The following is an 18604-nucleotide window of genomic DNA, read 5'->3' on the forward strand; positions in this document are numbered from 1 at the left end:
ATGGATACACCACTAACCCCATCACCTAAAAGGCTGCTGTCGCTAGATGTACTTCGCGGCATTACCATCTCAGGGATGCTACTGGTAAACAATCCCGGTTCGTGGGGCCATATATACACCCCGCTGGAGCACGCTGCTTGGCACGGACTAACGCCAACCGACTTGGTATTCCCATTTTTCATGTTCATAATGGGCGTATCCATGTACATATCGCTAAGCAAGTTCAACTTCACCTTTTCGGGTAGCTACTTTAGGAAGCTGGCGAAGCGCAGCCTCCTCATCTTCTTGGTGGGTACTGCTATTGCATGGTTTTCGTTAATGTGCTTCGGCACTTTCGACGTTAGCTCCGACCAACCTTTTTGGGAGCGCTTTACATCCTCGGTGTTCCCCTTCGATAGGATTCGAATTCTTGGAGTAATGCAGCGACTCGCGCTTAGCTCATTCTTTGCTTCGCTTTTGGTTGTGCTTATACCATCGAAGCATTGGCTAAAGGCTGCGGCAGCTATTCTTGTTGGCTACTACCTTATTCTTCTATTTGGTGATGGTTTCGAGCTAACTCCAAACAACATCATCATCCGGGTAGACACGGCTCTTTTTGGAGAGGAGCACATCTACCATGGCGAGAGTATCCCGTTTGATCCGGAAGGGCTGCTAAGCACCATACCCTGCCTTGCCCATGTAATCCTTGGGGTTTACTGCGGTAAGCTGATAAAGACAACGCCCAACCTAACCGAAAAGATCAGCAAGATATTTATATTCGGCACCATACTCCTCTTTGCCGGACTGCTGCTGAGCTACGGAATTCCGATCAACAAAAAGATTTGGTCTCCAACCTTTGTGCTGACCACCTGCGGCCTGGCTTCGCTGCTGCTGGCATTGCTCGCTTGGATTATAGATGCCAAGGATAAGAAAAGATGGAGCGTTTTCTTCGAATCGTTTGGCATCAACCCCCTATTCTTATACGTTCTAGGAGGGGTGCTATCCATCCTTCTTGGCAGCATTCGCTTCTTTCAGGGCACCGAAGCGGTAAGCATAAAAGGGTTTATCTACAACGGGATGACTGCTGCGGTTGGCAACGAGACATTTGCCTCGCTCATCTTTGCGCTGTTCTTCATCAGCATTTGCTGGGTTATTGGACACCAGCTCTACAAACGTAAAATTTACATCAAACTATGATACTTATTGCAGACAGCGGGTCAACCAAAACAGAATGGGTGGCCGTTGAAAATGGTACAACGGTAGCCGCTACCATTACGTTGGGCATTAATCCCGTTTACCAAACTGTAGAAGAAATACAAAATGACGTTGCGGAAAACGTTGCCCCTACATTTAAGGAATTTGCGATTAGCGCGCTCTACTTTTACGGAGCAGGATGCCTCCCCGAAAAAATAGAGGGGGTACGCCAAGCCCTTGCCCACTCGTTCCCCAGCGCAACCATCAGCGTTCAGAGCGATTTGGTTGGTGCTGCACTTGCGCTATGTGGCAATAGGCCCGGCATTGCCTGCATCCTAGGAACCGGATCGAATACCTGCTTTTGGGATGGCGAAAAGATAGCTAAGAACGTTTCGCCGCTGGGCTTTATCCTCGGAGACGAGGGTAGCGGCGCCGTTATGGGCAAAACTTTTGTTGCCGACGTGCTCAAAAACCAAGTATCGGCGCGTCTAGCCAAAAAGTTCATGGAGCAGATGAGCCTTACCCCTGCCGAAATCATTAATAGGGTGTACCGACAGCCGTTCCCAAACCGGTTTCTGGCAGCTTTCACCCGTTTTATGAACGAGAATCGGCACGAGAAGGAGATTAGCGACCTCATCACCCGCAACTTCACCCTCTTCTTCGAGCGCAACATTATGCAGTACGACTACAGCACCTACCCCGTGAACATCATCGGTTCCGTAGGGTTTCACTTCTGTGAGATGCTGGAGGCGGCCGCAGCCCCACTTGGCGTTAAGCTCGGCAAGGTTGAACAGAGCCCAATAAAAGGGCTAATAGAGTATCACTCCCGCTAAAGATTACACGACTATGGCTTTTAAAAAGATCACAGAGCAACCGTCACTATACAACGACCTAGAGAAGAAGAGCGTCTCGGAGCTGCTCTTCGACATCAACAGCGAGGACCAAAAGGTAGCCCTTGCCGTACGCGAAACCATTCCCCAGATTGAGAAGCTCGTGGAGGGCATCGTCGAGCGCATGAAAAAGGGAGGACGCATCTTCTACCTTGGTGCAGGGACTAGCGGCCGCTTAGGGGTGCTCGACGCATCGGAAATTCCGCCCACCTACGGGATGCCCCAGGGCAAGGTAATCGGGCTGATTGCCGGAGGCGACAAGGCTCTTCGCAACCCCATTGAAGCGGCCGAGGATAACCCCGAAAAATCGTGGGAGGAGCTTACAGCCTACAACGTAAACGAGCTCGATGTGGTTATCGGCATAGCCGCATCGGGAACCACCCCCTACGTAATTGGAGCTCTGGAGAAGGCCCGATCGCTGGGCATCCTCACCGCATCGATATCCTGCAACCCCGATGCTCCCGTTAGCAAGGCCGCCGAAATAGCCATCGAGCCAATTGTTGGCCCCGAATTCGTAACCGGATCGACCCGAATGAAATCGGGGACAGCCCAGAAGCTGGTGCTCAACATGATTACCACCTCTACCATGATTAAGCTAGGTAGGGTAAAAGGCAACCGGATGGTAAACATGCAGCTCACCAATAAGAAGCTGGTAGACCGCGGCACTCGAATGATCGTGGATGAAACCGGGCTTAACTACGAGGCAGCCAAGGCGCTGCTTTTGGAGCATGGATCGGTAAAAAAGGCGATTGATGCCCACAGGCAATCCCCCAAACGCTAGCCTACGACCAGAATCGTCATAGCCCCAACCGTAGGAAGAAAAGTGCAGCTGCGCTTTTTCTCCTACTGCCCGTGGGAACAAAAGTGCAGCTGCACTTTTTCTCCTACTGCCCGTGGGAACGAAAATGCAGCTGTACTTTTTCTCCTACTGACCGTGGGAACGGAAGTGCAGCTGCACTTTTATTGCTACCAACAGTAGGAGAAAAAGCTACTACCCAAATATTCGACCATATCTTCGTATCTCAGCTCGTTTAATCGCTACTTTTGCGAGCTAAAGTAAGAATAGCAATCGGCATAATCGTTGATGCTCTTTTCGAGCCAATACCGCTCAAAAAGCATCAGCAAAATTCGAGAACTGAACCAAATCTTCGTTCAAATGAATAAAAAAAGCATAGCCTTGCTTGCTGCCCTGCTGTCCGTAGCAACCGCTAACGCTCAGCAAACCCAGCTTGTGAAGGAACCCATCAAGGGCGATTTCCCCCTAGGTCTTTCGGGAAAGCACATCGCCATGTGGCACAGCCACGGCTTCTACTACGAATCGAAGCTCGATCGGTGGGAGTGGCAGCGCGCCCGCTGCTTCAGCAACGTAGAGGACATCGGCAACATGCCCTACGTGGTAAAGTACCTCGACCCCATGCTTAAGAATGCAGGAGCCGTGGTGCTCATTCCCCGCGAGCGTGACTTCCAGAAGCAGAAGTTTATTGTTGACAACGACCTATCCACCAAAGGAGGGATCGTACAAAAAAAGGGAAGTTGGGAAACAACTAAGGGGGGATACAAGCACAAAACAATTCTACGCCCCAACGAAAACCCGTTTAAAGGAGGAACCCATCTAGAAATTAAATCATCGGCAAAGGAAACCGCAACCCTTACGTACAAGGCTCCAGTAGCATCGAGCAAAAAGGGTGACTACGCCGTTTACGTTTCGTGGGGAAACACCCCCAACAACGTAAGCGACGTTACCTATAAGGTTTACCACACGGGTGGAGTGTCGGAGTTCGTAGTCAACCAAAAGATGTACGGCGCCACCTGGCAGTACCTCGGCACCTTTAGCTTTGACAGCGCCCACGCTTCGGTGGTAGTATCGAACAAGAGCCACGAAAAGGGGGTGGTAACCTCCGACGCCGTACGCTTTGGCGGTGGAATGGGAATGGTTGCCCGACGCCCTTCCGCTTTTGTAACCAATAACGCCAAATCCAGCTCGAATGGGGAAACCCAAGGGCATAAGCTCAGCCCCGAAGACTACGATTGGAAAACTAGCGGCGTCCCCAGCTACCTAGAAGCCTCGCGCTACTACCTACAGGCCGCAGGCATCCCCGACAGCGTGTACAGCCGCACCAAGTACCAGAACGACTACAACGACGATTACCAGAGCCGCCCCCACTGGGCAAACTTCCTAAAAAAGAATAACGTTCCGATCGACCTTACGCTCGCATTCCATACCGATGCCGGCACCACACCCAACGACTCAATTGTGGGTACCCTAGCCATATACAGCACCAAGAATGGCAACTTTACCGATGGTAGAGGCCGCCAGCTAAGCGGGATTATGAGCAACCTCATACAAACGCAGATCTGCCACGATATTCAAATGCTGCACAACTCCAAATGGACTAAGCGAGCCCTTCGAGATGCATCCTATAGCGAGGCTTCGGTTGCTGATGCCCCCACCCTACTCTTAGAGCTGCTATCGCACCAAAACTTGGCCGATATGACCTACGGACTCGACCCCCGATTCCGCTTCACCGTTGCTAGAGCCATATACAAGGGCATTGTTCGCTACCTAAACGGAGCCGAAACGCCCATTCAGCCCCTTGCCCCCAACACCCTAGCCATAGAAAAGAAGGGAGGAAAGACGATCCGCCTATCGTGGAAGAATACCGAGGATCCGCTGGAGCCCACAGCAAATGCAGCAAGGTATCGCATCTACATGCGTACCGACGACAACGGATTCTCGCCAAAATTCAAAGAGGTAACCGGCGAATCAGCCGAGATAGAGCTTCCCGAATGGGGTAGGCGCTACTCCTTTAAGGTTACAGGCGTAAACGATGGCGGCGAGAGCTTCCCCACCGAGCAGCTGTCAGCTTGCCTCTTCAACAATAGCAAAAAGCCGGCCCTTATTGTCAATGGATTTACCCGCATATCTGCTCCAAAATCTTTCGATTTAGGAGAAAAAGCAGGCTTCGAATGGTGGGAGGACGAAGGTGTTGCCGATGGTATGGAGCCAGCATTCCTCGGATATCAGCAGAACTTTAACCGCAACGAACCTTGGCTCGATGACGACAATACCGGATGGGGCTCGACTGGCGTTGAATGGTGGGGAAACACCGTGCATGGGAACACCCATGATTTCACCCACGTTCAAGGTAAAGCTTACCAAAAATGGGGCGTATCGTACGTTTCGGCAAGTCGCAAAGCCTTCGAAAAGTATCCCAAACTAGACGCATACCGATTTGTTGATGTACTCTTTGGAGAACAGCGCACCGTTAAAAACTTTAGGGAAGAACGCGATACCTTTGCCGTATTTACTCCAGGCATGATATCGGCATTGAGGAATGCTCTTGACAAAGATATCCCGATAGTTCTCTCAGGAGCCTACATCGGAACCGATATGGTGGAGCAAAAGGATTCGGTAGCCATAAAGTTTGCAGCCGAAAAGTTAGGCTTCCGATGGATGACCAATCACGCCAGCACCACGGGTTCTGTCTATTCAACCGACAACGCAAAACCATACATCAGAGGTATATGGAACTTCAACTGCGCCACCTTAAGCCCCGAAGTTCTTAACGGCAGCAGCGTTCGTATAGAGTCTCCCGATGCAATTGAGCCCACACAGAAAGCGATCCGAATAATGCGCTACCACGACACACAAACCAGTGCAGGAACACTTCTGAAATCGAATGGCAATAAGGTTGTAGTACTAGGTTTCCCTCTCGAAGCAATACCATCTACAAACCAAAAAAACGCTCTAATGAAGCAGCTATTTACCTTCTTTGGAGTAGAGTTTAAGAAATAGGACAAAGCAAGATGTAACAAATAAAAAAGGTGGCAATAGCCACCTTTTTTATTGTATGCAAATAAGCTCTGCTACATTTCCACTTTAAAAACTTCGGTCTCTGCATGGTTAATCGCATTCAACATCATCTTCTTTATGGATGCCAATTGCGCCTCTTTAATCGATAAAAGGAGCTTTTCGGCCACCTCAAAGTTTCCCTGCTCTCTTGCAACTTCTGCCTTAATCATGCGCGAGTACACATCGCTTTCGTCTAGCAGCTCCAATAGCGCATCCATATTCGCCGACCATACTACTTTTTCATCCTCTCTCTCAAACAGAGGCTTTCCTTGCCTAACCCTATCGTTAAAAGCCCATAGAAGCTCCATTCTCAAGATTTCCTCCTCGTCTGTAGTTATCGTTTGAGCGCTATCGGTTAGCATTGTCACGTACTCTTCAATGCTAAGGCTTCTCACCAATGGCAGTTCACCCTCCACAGGATTTTCCGCTACAGAAGCATCCTCTATCCAGTAAAACTCGTTGCACTTGCCACAGCGTGACACCTCCAATGCCTCATTTAGCTCTGGAGACAAGGTCTTACCGTCGGAGTACATCTCGAAAACTTTAAGCCTTTTGGCAGGCTTAACCATTCGATGCAAAGCCCCACAGTTAGGGCACTTTATCACTTGAAAATTCTGCATTTCCTTAATGTTTATATTTTACTTCCACGAATGAATAAACGCGATCATCAGCAGACCGTATATTTCGAGCCTTCCGAGCAGCATTAGAAGCGTTAGCCACCACATCGAAAAATCGGGAAGGCTTCCATAGTTACCCATCGTGCCAACAATTCCAAAACCAGGTCCTACATTGCCCATACACGCCGCCGAAGCCGAAAACGAGCTTATCATATCAAGCCCAAACATGCCAAGAACTACGGTGGATAAGAATATGATGATAACGTAAAAAACAATAAACAACAACGACGAGCTCACCACTTCATCTGCAATTATGGTTTTTCCTATACGGACAGGAATTACCGCATTGGGATGCTGGAGCCGCTTTATTTGGGTGGTAATTGTGTTCCCAAAAAGCACAACTCTATCCACCTTAATACCTCCTGAAGTCGAACCAGCACAGCCAGCCTGCATCATAAAAAGAATAAGCAGCATTATAGCAAACGGAGGCCAAAGCGAAGTATCAGCGTTATAAAAACCAGTAGATGAAGCCAACGATGCTACCTGAAAAAAGCCATGCTTAAAAGCGTTAGCCCACCCTGTATTGGTAAAGATCTGAAGCCCCAAAGAAAGCATTAGAGCCCCAATTAAGATTGATAATAAATAAAACTTTGCCACTCCAGACTTGAATACAGACACTTCTCTCCTCATAAAGGATGCAAATATGAGGCTAAAATTTAGACCCGAGATTACCATAAAGATAAAGATGATTATCTCGGCTACAGAATTGTTAAGACCTGCAACATTGCTGTTGCTCATGGCAAAACCACCCGTAGAAATGGTGCTTAAAGAATAAGCAATGGCATCAACCATCTTAAGCCCTGCAAGGTAAAGAAGTATAGATTGCAGAACAGTTAAGGTAATATACACAACCAGTATTGAACGTAATGAGCCATACACCCCTTTAGACACATTCAACTTCGATAGTGACGACATCTCAATTTTAGAGAGGTTTGCATGTACCTTCCCTAGCGAAGGAAGAACTACCAACGCAAAAAGAACAACACCACCACCACCAATCCACTGGGTAGAAGCCCTCCAAAATCGAAGGCTCAGCGGAAGGCTATCAATATTGGTTAACGAAGTAGCCCCAGTAGTAGTATACCCCGAAACGCTTTCGAACCACGCTTTTGTTATCGAAAACTCGCCCCCCCAGAGCAAGTACGGAAGCATACCTATAGCACAGCACAAAATCCAAGAAAAAGCAACAATTACGTAGCTTTCCTTCAGACTTATGTCACGATATGACGGAACAAAAAATAATGGGAAAGCCCCCATAGCCGTAGTAACTAAAAAGCTCAGGAGCAAAGGAAAAAAACCGTCATCAAAATGGTTTAAAGTCGATACGGTAGTTGCAATAAGCATGAATACAGCGTTAAGCAATAACCCCATCGATATATACCTAACGATAACAAAAGGTCGCATCAGTCGTCGATCTTATTAGATTTATTTTGAATTATGAGCTTTTCAACCGAATTCTTCAACCGCTCCAGTTCATCCTTAGAATCTACCTTCACCCTAAAGGGAATAGAATGCTTCACGTAGCTCTCCACACCTTGAGAAATTCGAACTATTGGAGTTATAAAAAAGATGTTAACAAAATAGTTGAATAGGAAAACGAAAATAATTCCTACAAATATGGCAATAAAACCAGGCATCATCGCCCTGCTTGCTCCAGTCTTCATTTGATCAACATTTTGATAAACGGCTCTTTGATTAATGCCTATCAAACTGTCGATTGCACCTGTAAGCCTATTTTGCTGGGGAACGAAGGAATCAAAGTACCAGTCCGCATTTCTAGAACTTAGCAATACACTATCTACTTGCGCCTTAAATACTACATAACAGCTATCAACAGCCTTTACATAGCGTTCTTCGCCTTCTACCGTAAGATTATTTCGAGCAATATCATAGGACTTATCGAAGAGCATTTCCCCTTCATTAACTGAGACCTTTGCCTCATCCAACCTCCCGTTTATGGCAAGAAGAACTCCCTGATTAATTTTACTTGAAGCACTAATCATCTGCTTCGAAACCTCTATTGATCGCAAGTTGTCATTTAGCAGCCCTTGCACCGAGTTGCTCATACTATTAAGTTCGAAAAGAGTTATCGCCCCGGAAAGGAACAACAACAATCCTATAACAATAAAGCCTGCTAACATCTTCGATTTAATCCCCATAACAGCACTTTAATTCGTATTAATTTAAGACGAAAATAGGGAAGAAAAAGGAAATAATCATGCACATCCATTGATAATCTATTTTTAATATATTAGCAAAGCGTTTTCAAAGCCGTAAATGTCGGACAAAGATCTTATAGAACAAATACTTAACGGAGACAATTCTCAATTTAGGCATCTGGTGGATAAATACAAGCAACAGGTGCTGCGAACGTGCTATGGGTTTACCCAATCACGTTCAGACGCTGAAGATATCGCTCAAGAAGTATTTATTGAAGTATTTGAATCGCTTAGATCGTTTCGTCACGAATCAAAGTTTAGCACATGGATTTATCGAATTGCTGTAAATAAATCTCTAAACCACTTAAGGAAACAGAAGCGAAAACAGATAATACAAAGTTTAGAAGATCTACTCATCGGTAAAGGAAAAGCAGAAGCAAGAGATTACGTGGACGACCATCGTCTCCCTGACGATTTCTCAGACCCAGACGAAAATCTGAAAAAGATGAAGAAAGCGCTAAATGAGCTGCCCAACAACCAACGAACAGCCATCACGCTTTATACCTACCAGCAGCTTTCTTACAAGCAAATTTCCGAGGTGATGAACATCTCAATATCATCTGTCGAATCGCTAATATTTCGATCAAAACGAAACCTTAGGAAAATTCTGGTAGAAAGCGCTAAAAGTTAGAAAGAAATCGCAAGTTTTCAATCAAAAGATTGTCAATAGAAAAAAGGTATACAAATGAGATGCAAACAATTTAGATCAAAGTTCATCAACATTGAGCCATCACAGTTCGATGAGGTTGCCTTTTCCCATATGGATTCTTGTGCAAACTGTAAAAAGTTGTACAAATCATCGCTGGCAGTACTTAACCAACTAGAATTAGCAGCAACACCATCCTTCAATCCTTACTTTACTGAAAAAGTAATGGGCAAGTTAGCTTGCAAAACACAACAAAATCATTCAAACAGCATCCGTTACGCCTTAGTAGTTTCTGTAGTGGTAACCTTTCTTATTGGAGGCCTTACGGTTTACATAGCGCACAGCAAAAACCAACCGCAACAATATGACATGCTAAGCCTCAACGATATTACAAAAGTTCCCATAGCTTTTGAAAAATAACCATTTAAACATGAACTTCTTCCTTAAACAAAAAAACCTTCTTTGGGTCATTGCGCTGCTTCTGATTGCCAATGTTGCCACATTTATTGGCGTTGTCATTGCCTATACAGACAAAGAATCCTCTCCAGAAAAGGATCGCAACTTGTTTTTTAAGAAGTTAGAGCTTACAGAAAGCCAGAAAAAAGTATTTATAGCCCGAAAAGCACTCTTCAGATCAATTAACGAGCCCCTTTACGATCGATATGACAGTATAATGATAAGGTTGCAGCATCAGGTTAGCATTACACCTACTGATACCGCAATTATTAGAAAGTACACTGACAGTTTAGGGTTGCTAAACGCTCAAATTCGAAGAAATTGGATTTCATACTCTATTGAAGTTCGCAGGTGCCTCAGCAAAGAACAGCAACTACGATACGATAAGCTTACGCTAGAGCATCTAAAATGCAAAATAGGAAAGTAGTATAAATATGTAGCAAAAAAAGATGCGGGTATGTCGTAAACATATCCGCATCTTTTTTGCCGCTTAACCAAAGCCATTCTGGCTATAAACAAAAAAAAGAGCCAACCCTGTGGGTTGACTCTAATTTCTTGCTTATCGTTGCAAATTACTTTACAGCAGGAGCAGCAGTATCAACAGCAGCAGTATCAACAGCAGCAGTGGTATCAGCTACAACAGCAGCAGTAGTATCAACAGCAGTAGTATCAGCTTGTTCAGCCTTGTTTCCACCGCAAGCTGCGAACATAGCAGCAACAGCAACGATAACGAGTAACTTTTTCATTGTACAGTTTTTTGTTTTGTGAAACGATTAAATTCAATTGCACTGCAAATATAATGGCAGAATCCCAATGTTGTACCCCCTTTGTGTAAAAAAAACAAAGTTTTTACACATATAATGCAAAAAGCAGGTCTATTCCCCTGAATTTCTTACAGAAGCCGCTTGACTTTAACCTCTACCAATAGTTCTAAACAAACAACCTTAACTATAAAAATATGAAATACCATTTAGTGGACTACAGAAAGTAACTTTAATCTAAGAACGAAGATCAAAACAAGAACATGCCTCAATCCACCCTAATTCTACAAGAAGTTGAGCAAAAATGTACGATCAGGAATGCTCTCTACCCCAATACAAGGCAACCCTATTCAGCACATCCCTAAAATTAGCCGTTTTTAGACGTATAAAAAGACTGCTTTACGAGACAATGAACATCCAAATCATCTTTATAAATCAGCACTTTATATATTTTTTTGAGAAAAGTTAAAAATTAATAGAAAAGACTTCTCTTTTAATCTAATATTTTCCTATAATTGCAAAGTTTTTCGGGTGCATCATGCGCAAATGGAAAACACAGCTTACAGTTCATTAAAAAACTAACTCGAAGACAGGTCAACTGTAAACTTTGAACAACGAAATGAAAAGAAACTTGCACGCTAAAAACACTTTTTCGAGCACCATTATGGTGGTTTTTAGGTATAAGATACTCAGCGACCTTCTTCGAAGTCTTTGCGTCCGCCAGATTTGATTCTACCCCGCGGACAAGCCTCCAGATATTCCCTATAAAATAGGATAACTCCCTCCAATCGGAAAGGAGTTGTTTCAATTCGACAATACGTATGGGTATAATACCCCATAAAAGGCGATATAACTTTTAGTATTAACCAATTATCTTTTTATGTGCGACGATGACAAACCTTAGCTCAACACAAGAACTACAAGGAATCGTAGTTGGAAACCGGATTCCAAAAGACTACTTCGTAACCAAGGGACACGGAGAAAGTGACATCACTGTTCACGCTGGATCTTATCACCTAGCATTAAAACAGGCAAATATCGAGACGTTTAATATTATGACTTACTCGTCGATTATGCCTAGTATAGCCACAGAGGTACCACAACCTGCCAAAATTACCCACGGCTCCGTTGTTGAATCCATTATGGCTGTTGCAACTACAGGTAAGGGAGAGCGCGCTTCTGCCGGTATCATCTACGGTTGGTTATACGACCGCAACACAAATGAACGCCATGGGGGTCTCGTGTGTGAACACAACGGCAACTATGAAGTTGAGGAAATAGAAAAGCTACTTAGACTAAGCCTTGACGAACTTTACTATAACGGATTCTCGGAAGATTTCCGTTTAGAAGACATCAGCATTAATATTGAAAGCTTTGTTCCAGAAAAGAAATACGGAACTGCACTCGTTGCAATTTGCTTTACGTCCTACCTCTACCCTGTAATCAAGGGTTAATCCGCTGAAGACATTTACGTCCGACATACAAAACAGCAACCTTGAACGAAAGGTTGCTGTTTTCATCCTTTTGTTCGCAATTACAAATTTCGGAACTCACTCCAAATGGAAAAGAAAGATCTTCTTAAACAAGTCATAAAGCACATCGACATTAAGTCGTTTGATGCTAGCCCAATCATCAACTCGATGAGAGAGATGTCATTCTCGTCGAGAGAAACTGCTAATGCAGCCGACATCTTTAACATGATGATTGCTGAAAAGGGATGTACCAACATCCTTACCATTGCAGGTTCAACTTCTGCTGCAGGATGCATGCAGGTTTACGTTGACCTTATTAAGCACAACATGATTGATGCCGTTGTTTCGACCGGAGCATCGATCGTGGATATGGACTTCTTCGAGGCGCTTGGCTACAAGCACTACCGTGGAACCCAGTTTATTGACGACAAGTTCCTTCGCGACAACTACGTTGACCGTATTTACGATACCTACATCGACGAGGAAGAGCTACAAGCTTGCGACTCTACCATTAAGATCATTGCCGATAGCTTAGAGCCTCGTCCCTACTCTTCGCGCGAGTTTATCTACGAAATGGGTAAGTACCTTTCGGAGAATTCGGTTAAGAAGGAATCGCTTATTCAAACCTGCTACGAGCATAACGTACCCATCTTCGTTCCAGCATTCTCTGACTGCTCGGCAGGATTTGGTTTAGTTATGCACCAGGTTGAGCGCATGAAGGAAGGTAAGCCTTACCTTACCATTGACTCGGTTGCCGACTTCCGCGAGCTTACCGACATTAAGATTGCAGCAAAGACGACCGGTCTATTCATGATTGGTGGTGGAGTTCCAAAGAACTTTGCTCAAGACACAGTTGTATGTGCAGAATGCCTTGGCATCGATGCATCGATGCATAAGTATGCAGTTCTTATTACCGTTGCCGATGTTCGCGATGGCGCTTGCTCGTCATCGACCCTTAAGGAAGCATCGTCGTGGGGTAAGGTTGATACCGTGTACGAGCAGATGGTTTACGCTGAAGCTACCACTGTTCTACCACTTATCGCTAGCTACGTATTTCATAAAGGTGACTGGAAAAATCGTGAACCAAAGAATTGGACCAAGATTTTTCAGAAGTAGTCATCATCGCATAAAAAGAAGAAGAAAAGCCAACCGGGAGGTTGGCTTTCTTTATTTTCATCAAAATTTGCTCTATCTACTTTATCCCTAGCTTTTGAAACTCGGGGGCGTACTTTCTATCCTCCTTTTGGATGTGGGTGCGCAGCCAGTCGCGAAGGTAGTTGGTTATGCTAAAGATGACATCGTGCCCTTTAGCAATACCCTCCTTAAACTGTTCAATCTTTTCGGAGAAGGCACGATGCTCGGCAATATGCTCTTCAGCAAACTCGTATCCAATTTGGTTGAATATTTTTTCCTCGTAACCAAAGTGGAACCTAGCGTAATCCTCAAGGTTGGCCAGCACATCGGGGGTAACCTCCTTCGAATTACGGTCTAGAATAGACTGGTAGATTTGGTTAATATACTTGATGAGCTCCTTATGCTGATCGTCGATAGTTTTAATTCCAACAGAGTAATCGGCATCGGACCACCTAATAAATATGTACAAGTCTTTGTTCATGATCTTTATAGTTGTATCGGTAAGCTAAGTTTATGAGCTTAGGGTTTTCTGTATCATTTTAAGAGATTCACCCCTGCCCCTCCCTCTTTGGCAGTGCTCAGTGACCAGAAGGGAGTAACGAACATTGAATTAAAGTCGTTGGTATTAGCAAACTTCCCTAAATTCAATGCTCGTTCATTTAATTTCGAAAGATCCCTCTTTTTCGTTTATCTTTCTTCTTTATTAAGAGAACTTACAAGCTCTTCTTTAAAACTTCGAGAACGCGCTCGGGGGTTAGCGCTCTGCGCTCGCCCATTCCGGTCCATCCGCGCTCGGTAAAGCGGTTACAAATGGTTTGGAAGCTTTCGTCGCCAATGCCGTACTCCTTAAGATGGGTTGGTACACCTAGCGATTGGAAGAACTCTTCGGTTTTAACGATTGCCGCACGAGCCTTTTCGTCGGTAGTGCCACTGGTAATGCCCCATACGCGCTCGGCATACTGAGCAAGTTTTTCCTTCTTCTCCTCGAACATCTCGTTGAGCATTGCAGGCAGAATAATTGCAAGCGTTACACCATGAGCAAGACCGTGTAGCGCGGTGAGCTCGTGCCCGATCATGTGGGTAGCCCAATCGGATGGCATGCCAACAACAATAATCCCGTTGAGCGCCATAGTTGCAGCCCACATAAGATTAGAACGAACGTCGTAATCGGTAGGATTTTCGAGCGCCTTAGGGCCTAGCTCGATGAGCGACTGAAGCAGCCCCTCCGACCAACGATCCTGCACCAATCCGGCAGCAGGATAGGTCATGTACTGCTCCATTACATGAACGAAAGCGTCGATGGTACCGTTGGCAATCTGATTTTTTGGAAGCGAGTAGGTATACTCAGGATCGAGAATGGAGAACTTAGGGAAGGTATAGGGCGACCCAAAGGCAAACTTCTCCTTTGTAGCACGCTTAGAGATTACGGCTCCGGCATTCATCTCGGAACCGGTGGCAGGAAGCGTAAGCACAGCGCCAAGAGCTACCGCCGATTTAACCTCGGCACGCTTTACAAGAATATCCCAAGGTTCTCCTTCGAACGGGATAGCGGCTGCAATAAACTTGGTGCCATCGACCACCGACCCACCGCCAACGGCAAGAAGGAAGTCTACCTTCTCCTTACGGGCAAGGTCCACCGCTTGAATCAGCGTTTCGTACGATGGATTAGGCTCGATGCCGCCAAACTCGACAACCGAAAACCCCGAAAGGGCATTAAGCACGGCCTCGTAAACACCATTCGCTTTGATGCTACCACCACCGTAGGTAACCATCACCTTAGAGCCTGCAGGGATGTGGCTGCTAAGCTTATCGACAGCCCCCTTGCCAAACTCAATCTTTACAGGATTGTAAAACTGAAAGTTGTTCATTGTATCGCGTTATTTTTGTTTTGTCTAAATTAGGAGGGAAAGATATAAAAAAACTAAAGAGAATATTAAGCGGCATGCCTAGGCTTTTCACTTAAAAAAATACAATTCTCCCCATAAATACGCCAACAAAAATGGTTCTATGGAAGGGAATTTAACGAATATTCGTACATTTATTTCCGAAATAAACACAAGCCACAGATGAAAAACATACCTCAACGGCTAAGCGATATTCGCGACTTACTAGCTCAGCATAAGCTAGAAGCCTACATTGTGCCCAGCAACGATCCTCACTTTAGCGAGTACGTTGCCGATCGATGGAAGTGCCGCGAATGGCTCAGCGGTTTCAATGGTTCGGCAGGAACTCTTCTTGTTACCACTACATCGGCAGCACTTTGGACCGACTCGCGCTACTTTATTCAGGCCGAGGAGCAGCTGAAGGGCTCGGGTATCGAGCTTATGCGCATGGGGCTACCAGGGGTGCCATCCATAGAACAATATATTAAGGATACGCTGGAATCGGGTTCGGTTGTAGGCGTTGATGGTCGCCTATTCTCGGTAAGCGAGTTCGAGCGGCTATCGGAGGCTATTGCCCCCAACAAGCTGAAGATTGCCGGAGATTTGGTTAACCCAATTTGGAGCGATCGACCCGAGATGCCGCAAAGCAAGGCGTTCCTGGTTCCCGAAAACGTAAGCGGCATGAGCACCGCCAACAAGCTACAGCAGCTGATTAAGGCAGCGCATCTGCACAAAAACCATATCATGCTGCTATCGGCTCTCGACGAGGTAGCCTGGCTATTCAACATCCGAGGGGCCGATATCGCCTACAATCCGCTTGCCCTTGCCTATGGGGCGGTTTGCTACGACAAGGCGTTCCTGTTTATCGACACCAGCAAGCTGTCGACCGAGGAAGTGAAAAACCTTGAGGCCAGCGGCGTACAGGTAAAAGCCTACACCGACTTTGAGGCCTTCGTTGAGCGAATTGACATCACCCAAAACGTGATTATCAACCCACGAAAGACCAATATCCTTATAAGACAAAAGCTGCAGCAGCGTAGCGTTAACATCGTTGAGGATAGAGACGCTAACGGAACGGCAACCTCGCTGAAGGCGGTAAAGAACGAGGTGGAGATTGCCGGATTCCGCCATGCGATGGAGCTGGACGGTGTGGCGCTGGTTCGCTTCTACATGTGGCTGGAGGAAAACCTGGGAAAAGAGCCGATCACCGAGCTGAGCATTGCCGAAAAGCAGCGGGAGCTGCGCGCCATGTCGGACGAATTTGTTGGCGAAAGCTTTGGCACCATTGCCGGCTACAAGGCCAACGGTGCGCTACCCCACTACTCGGCCACCGAAGCCTCCAACGCCGAGGTGAAAAGCGAGGGATTCCTGCTGATCGACTCGGGAGGACAGTACAAAACGGGGACTACCGACATCACCCGAACCGTACACCTGAGCACGCCAACGCAGCAGGAGAAGATCGACTACACGCTGGTGCTAAAGGGCCACATTGCGCTGGCAATGGCCGTATTCCCAGCGGGAACCCGCGGATCGCAGCTCGACATCCTGGCACGTGGACCAATGATGCAGCACTGCATTAACTACGGACACGGAACCGGACACGGTGTGGGGCACTTCCTTAACGTGCACGAGGGCCCACAGAGCATCAGAATACAGGAAAATCCGGTAACGCTGAAGCCCGGAATGGTAACCTCGAACGAACCAGCCCTCTACCGCCCCGGACAGTACGGCATCAGAACCGAGAACCTGATCCTTTGCGTACCATACGTTACCAACGAGTTCGGAGCGTTTGAAAGGTTCGAGACCATTACCCTCTGCCCTATTGACACAACGCCAGTAGAGAAGAGCATGCTCTCAACCGAAGAGGTTGCCTGGCTAAACAGCTACCACACGATGGTATTCGAGCGGCTATCGACCTACCTCAACGACAAGGAAAAGGCATGGCTAAAGGTTAAGACGCAAGCCATCTAGGCGTAGGGCATTAGCCGAAGCTAGGTAGCCGATATAAAACATAAATCCGCAGGATGCACGAGGTTGCTCCTGCGGATTTCGCGTTTAGGGGTATTCAATGCCCATCGAGAAGCTGTAAACGAGAGGTTGGTCGGCAACATTGGTTGGTTAGAAGATGTAAACGCTAGGTTAGTCGGCAACAGCGCTTGGTTAGAAATTGTAAACGTGATGCTGGCAGGCGACAGCGCTTAGTTAGAAGCCGTAAACGCGAGGTTAGTCGGCAACAGTGCTTGGTTAGAAGCCGTAAACGCGAGGTTAGTCGGCAACAGTGCTTGGTTAGAAGCTGCAGACGCGAAGTTGGCAGGCAACGGTGGTTAGCTAGAAACTGTAACCGTAAAGTTGGTCAGCAACATTGGTTGGTTAGAAACTGTAAACGTGAAGTTGGTCAGCAACATTGGTTGGTTAGAAATTGTAAACGCGAAGCTGGCAGGCAACAGCGGATGATTAGAAGACGTAAATGCGATGTTGCACAGAGGCGTTTATCACACTATCGGGTTTAACGGGGAGGTTTAACACGAAACGGGGTACATTGATGATACAACCGTAGCGACGATTAGCGGCGCTTCTACAAGCACATATTCAACAAAAAGGGTGGCATTGCTGCCACCCCTCTAGGGTCTAGGCCTAGCCATTAGCTACTTAAAACATCTAAACTCAACACCCGATATGCGCTTGTACTCTACGCTCGACGTTCCATAAACGCCCTTGACGTAGAGCTTAATCCCACGGAAAATATTGTAAAGCGAATCGTCGTTATCGTAGAACACCCTGTCGCGTACGATACGGGCCGATTCGAGAGCACCTTCGGCAGCAGCACAACGGTCGTTGGCGGCAATAAGGTCGGCAGAGTACTTGCGTACCGCCTCTTTGGTGAGCTCGGGCTCGTTGGCCGCGTACTTAGGGTTGGCCTCCACAAACGAAGCAATCTGAGCAAAGTTGCTGGTTTTGTCCTCGAATCCCAGCTGAGCAGAAGAGCGAGTATTAGGCTGCGCTTCGGCAGTAGCAGCGCCCTTTTTGGAAGCGTGCTGAGGATACATCCTACGATGAACGGCCTTTACGTTTTCCACAGACTTGGCATCGGCACCCGATATGGCGTAGATGCTGACCACGCGCTGCGAGTACTTGTCGAGATCGTCGAAGAGCGAGGCACGAGCGTCTACAGCCTCGCTGTAGGTTACCTCGGCGGCCTGCTGCTCGTTGAGCACCTTTTGACCAAGTGCAACAGACTTCTCGATGTTAACGGGCTTTAGCATTTCCTGTACAGGATTGTACTTGGCACCCAGCTCTGCGGTAATGCCGACAATCTTTTTTAGGTTGGCAAGGTTGTTGGCATGTCCCGTATTACTTGCATTTCCCATAGATTAAGAAAGTTTTTGGTAGTACAACTAGGTTAACTTATACACCGTTGAAATAGCATGCCTACGATTTGG

17 protein-coding genes are annotated in these 18604 nt (G+C 46.5%); 10 read left to right on the plus strand and 7 right to left on the minus strand.

Annotated features, from left to right (window positions below; all coding sequences use genetic code 11):
- The 4 genes from CLV25_RS08090 (at position 1) to CLV25_RS08105 (ending at position 5859) form a co-directional block, all read left to right on the plus strand.
- Entirely contained in the window at positions 1-1176 is a 1176-nt protein-coding gene (locus CLV25_RS08090) for an acyltransferase family protein (protein WP_131839136.1), read from the plus strand.
- Positions 1173-2006: an ATPase gene (locus CLV25_RS08095; RefSeq protein ID WP_131839137.1), complete on the plus strand. Its 834-nt coding sequence runs from the start codon at positions 1173-1175 to the stop codon at positions 2004-2006. The genes CLV25_RS08090 and CLV25_RS08095 overlap by 4 nt, the downstream gene beginning before the upstream one ends.
- Positions 2007-2019: 13 nt before the next feature.
- Positions 2020-2844: an N-acetylmuramic acid 6-phosphate etherase gene (murQ, locus tag CLV25_RS08100; protein WP_131839138.1), complete on the plus strand. Its 825-nt coding sequence runs from the start codon at positions 2020-2022 to the stop codon at positions 2842-2844.
- Positions 2845-3219: 375 nt separating this feature from the next.
- On the plus strand, positions 3220-5859 hold the full coding sequence (locus tag CLV25_RS08105; protein WP_165877032.1) for a golvesin C-terminal-like domain-containing protein: 2640 nt from the start codon (positions 3220-3222) through the stop codon (positions 5857-5859).
- 71 nt (positions 5860-5930) lie between these two features.
- On the opposite strand, the gene CLV25_RS08110 is transcribed toward CLV25_RS08105, so the two are convergent.
- Genes CLV25_RS08110 through CLV25_RS08120 form a run of 3 tightly spaced genes read right to left on the minus strand, consistent with a single transcriptional unit; the run spans position 5931 to position 8659 of the window.
- Entirely contained in the window at positions 5931-6536 is a 606-nt protein-coding gene (locus CLV25_RS08110; protein ID WP_131839140.1) for a hypothetical protein, read from the minus strand.
- Between the two features lie 18 nt (positions 6537-6554).
- A complete protein-coding gene (locus CLV25_RS08115) occupies positions 6555-7997 on the minus strand; it encodes a TrkH family potassium uptake protein (RefSeq protein WP_131839141.1) in 1443 nt (480 codons plus the stop codon).
- A complete protein-coding gene (locus CLV25_RS08120) occupies positions 7997-8659 on the minus strand; it encodes a hypothetical protein (RefSeq protein WP_131839142.1) in 663 nt (220 codons plus the stop codon). The genes CLV25_RS08115 and CLV25_RS08120 overlap by 1 nt, the downstream gene beginning before the upstream one ends.
- A 211-nt stretch (positions 8660-8870) precedes the next feature.
- Between CLV25_RS08120 and CLV25_RS08125 the strand changes: the two genes are divergently transcribed.
- Genes CLV25_RS08125 through CLV25_RS08135 form a run of 3 tightly spaced genes read left to right on the plus strand, consistent with a single transcriptional unit; the run spans position 8871 to position 10341 of the window.
- Positions 8871-9443: an RNA polymerase sigma factor gene (locus tag CLV25_RS08125; protein WP_131839143.1), complete on the plus strand. Its 573-nt coding sequence runs from the start codon at positions 8871-8873 to the stop codon at positions 9441-9443.
- 54 nt (positions 9444-9497) lie between these two features.
- Positions 9498-9878 (plus strand): hypothetical protein, encoded by a 381-nt coding sequence (locus tag CLV25_RS08130; RefSeq protein ID WP_131839144.1) that lies wholly within the window; start codon positions 9498-9500, stop codon positions 9876-9878.
- Positions 9868-10341, plus strand: coding sequence for a hypothetical protein (locus CLV25_RS08135; protein WP_165877033.1), 474 nt, complete (start codon positions 9868-9870; stop codon positions 10339-10341). The genes CLV25_RS08130 and CLV25_RS08135 overlap by 11 nt, the downstream gene beginning before the upstream one ends.
- Before the next feature lie 145 nt (positions 10342-10486).
- Here CLV25_RS08135 and CLV25_RS15930 read toward each other — a convergent pair whose 3' ends face one another.
- Complete coding sequence (locus tag CLV25_RS15930) at positions 10487-10660, minus strand: hypothetical protein (RefSeq protein WP_165877034.1); 174 nt, start codon at positions 10658-10660, stop codon at positions 10487-10489.
- Between the two features lie 905 nt (positions 10661-11565).
- On the opposite strand from CLV25_RS15930, the gene CLV25_RS08140 reads away from it, so the two are divergent.
- Together CLV25_RS08140 and CLV25_RS08145 are read left to right on the plus strand one after the other, a co-directional pair.
- A complete protein-coding gene (locus CLV25_RS08140) occupies positions 11566-12129 on the plus strand; it encodes a pyruvoyl-dependent arginine decarboxylase (protein ID WP_131839146.1) in 564 nt (187 codons plus the stop codon).
- A gap of 105 nt (positions 12130-12234) precedes the next feature.
- Complete coding sequence (locus CLV25_RS08145) at positions 12235-13263, plus strand: 1,9-bis(guanidino)-5-aza-nonane synthase (RefSeq protein WP_131839147.1); 1029 nt, start codon at positions 12235-12237, stop codon at positions 13261-13263.
- 76 nt (positions 13264-13339) lie between these two features.
- On the opposite strand, the gene CLV25_RS08150 is transcribed toward CLV25_RS08145, so the two are convergent.
- Together CLV25_RS08150 and CLV25_RS08155 are read right to left on the minus strand one after the other, a co-directional pair.
- Complete coding sequence (locus CLV25_RS08150; RefSeq protein WP_131839148.1) at positions 13340-13762, minus strand: bacteriohemerythrin; 423 nt, start codon at positions 13760-13762, stop codon at positions 13340-13342.
- 232 nt (positions 13763-13994) lie between these two features.
- Complete coding sequence (locus CLV25_RS08155; protein WP_131839149.1) at positions 13995-15149, minus strand: iron-containing alcohol dehydrogenase; 1155 nt, start codon at positions 15147-15149, stop codon at positions 13995-13997.
- 198 nt (positions 15150-15347) lie between these two features.
- On the opposite strand from CLV25_RS08155, the gene CLV25_RS08160 reads away from it, so the two are divergent.
- Positions 15348-17135 carry an aminopeptidase P family protein gene (locus tag CLV25_RS08160; RefSeq protein ID WP_131839150.1) on the plus strand — a complete coding sequence of 596 codons (1788 nt, stop codon included), beginning with the start codon at positions 15348-15350 and terminating at the stop codon, positions 17133-17135.
- 674 nt (positions 17136-17809) lie between these two features.
- Here CLV25_RS08160 and CLV25_RS08165 read toward each other — a convergent pair.
- Positions 17810-18532: a hypothetical protein gene (locus tag CLV25_RS08165; protein ID WP_131839151.1), complete on the minus strand. Its 723-nt coding sequence runs from the start codon at positions 18530-18532 to the stop codon at positions 17810-17812.
- Positions 18533-18604: the final 72 nt, after the last annotated feature.

The sequence above is a fragment of the Acetobacteroides hydrogenigenes genome (assembly GCF_004340205.1).
Lineage (GTDB): Bacteria > Bacteroidota > Bacteroidia > Bacteroidales > ZOR0009 > Acetobacteroides > Acetobacteroides hydrogenigenes.

Bases quoted from the DNA above. Each gene is read 5' to 3' on its own strand.
- CLV25_RS08090 (WP_131839136.1), top strand. From the start codon at position 1: ATGGATACACCACTAACCCCATCACCTAAAAGGCTGCTGTCGCTAGAT.
- CLV25_RS08095 (WP_131839137.1), top strand. From the start codon at position 1,173: ATGATACTTATTGCAGACAGCGGGTCAACCAAAACAGAATGGGTGGCC.
- murQ (WP_131839138.1), top strand. From the start codon at position 2,020: ATGGCTTTTAAAAAGATCACAGAGCAACCGTCACTATACAACGACCTA.
- CLV25_RS08105 (WP_165877032.1), top strand. From the start codon at position 3,220: ATGAATAAAAAAAGCATAGCCTTGCTTGCTGCCCTGCTGTCCGTAGCA.
- CLV25_RS08110 (WP_131839140.1), bottom strand. From the start codon at position 6,536: ATGCAGAATTTTCAAGTGATAAAGTGCCCTAACTGTGGGGCTTTGCAT.
- CLV25_RS08115 (WP_131839141.1), bottom strand. From the start codon at position 7,997: ATGCGACCTTTTGTTATCGTTAGGTATATATCGATGGGGTTATTGCTT.
- CLV25_RS08120 (WP_131839142.1), bottom strand. From the start codon at position 8,659: ATGAGCAACTCGGTGCAAGGGCTGCTAAATGACAACTTGCGATCAATA.
- CLV25_RS08125 (WP_131839143.1), top strand. From the start codon at position 8,871: ATGTCGGACAAAGATCTTATAGAACAAATACTTAACGGAGACAATTCT.
- CLV25_RS08130 (WP_131839144.1), top strand. From the start codon at position 9,498: ATGAGATGCAAACAATTTAGATCAAAGTTCATCAACATTGAGCCATCA.
- CLV25_RS15930 (WP_165877034.1), bottom strand. From the start codon at position 10,660: ATGAAAAAGTTACTCGTTATCGTTGCTGTTGCTGCTATGTTCGCAGCT.
- CLV25_RS08140 (WP_131839146.1), top strand. From the start codon at position 11,566: ATGACAAACCTTAGCTCAACACAAGAACTACAAGGAATCGTAGTTGGA.
- CLV25_RS08145 (WP_131839147.1), top strand. From the start codon at position 12,235: ATGGAAAAGAAAGATCTTCTTAAACAAGTCATAAAGCACATCGACATT.
- CLV25_RS08150 (WP_131839148.1), bottom strand. From the start codon at position 13,762: ATGAACAAAGACTTGTACATATTTATTAGGTGGTCCGATGCCGATTAC.
- CLV25_RS08155 (WP_131839149.1), bottom strand. From the start codon at position 15,149: ATGAACAACTTTCAGTTTTACAATCCTGTAAAGATTGAGTTTGGCAAG.
- CLV25_RS08160 (WP_131839150.1), top strand. From the start codon at position 15,348: ATGAAAAACATACCTCAACGGCTAAGCGATATTCGCGACTTACTAGCT.
- CLV25_RS08165 (WP_131839151.1), bottom strand. From the start codon at position 18,532: ATGGGAAATGCAAGTAATACGGGACATGCCAACAACCTTGCCAACCTA.